This is a genomic window from Vibrio sp. 1078-1, from assembly GCF_033340475.1.
The window spans coordinates 1-563 of the sequence record NZ_JAWOWM010000699.1; the positions used below are offsets into that span (position 1 = coordinate 1).

1 protein-coding gene is annotated in these 563 nt (G+C 46.5%); it reads right to left on the bottom strand.

What is annotated here, in order from left to right:
- Positions 1-563, bottom strand: a 563-nt coding sequence (locus tag R7190_RS29590) for a DNA topoisomerase (protein WP_318138167.1), incomplete at both ends; no start/stop codon positions are given.

Sequence of the window (563 nt, forward strand, 5' to 3'; positions counted from 1 at the left end):
AGACGCTGAGCTAACATCATGGTTTTCTTAACGCCGTAACCTAGACGGGTACTTGCCGCTTGCTGCAATGTTGATGTGATGTATGGCGCAGAAGGCTTGCTCTTCGTCGGGCGGTCTTCGCGCTTACACACTTCGTAGCTTGCGTTTTCAAGGACAGAAATGGCTGCCTTAGTTTCTGTTTCGTTAACAGGCTTAAACGCAACGCCATCTTTCTGCGCAACCAGCAGTTTGAAATCTGACTTATCTTTAGTTTTGGTATTTGCGTGAATATCCCAGAATTCTTCTGGCACAAATGCGTTAATTTCACGCTCACGTTCTACCAATAGCTTCACCGCTACGGATTGAACACGACCAGCAGACAGGCCACGTGCCACTTTCTTCCATAACAATGGAGAAACCATGAAACCTACAACGCGGTCCATGAATCGACGAGCTTGCTGCGCATTAACGCCATCCATATTTAACTCGCCAGGAGTCTGGAAAGCTTGTTGGATAGCATTTTTAGTAATTTCGTTAAAGACTACTCGTTTGTATCGCTCTTCATCGCCACCGATGATCTCACG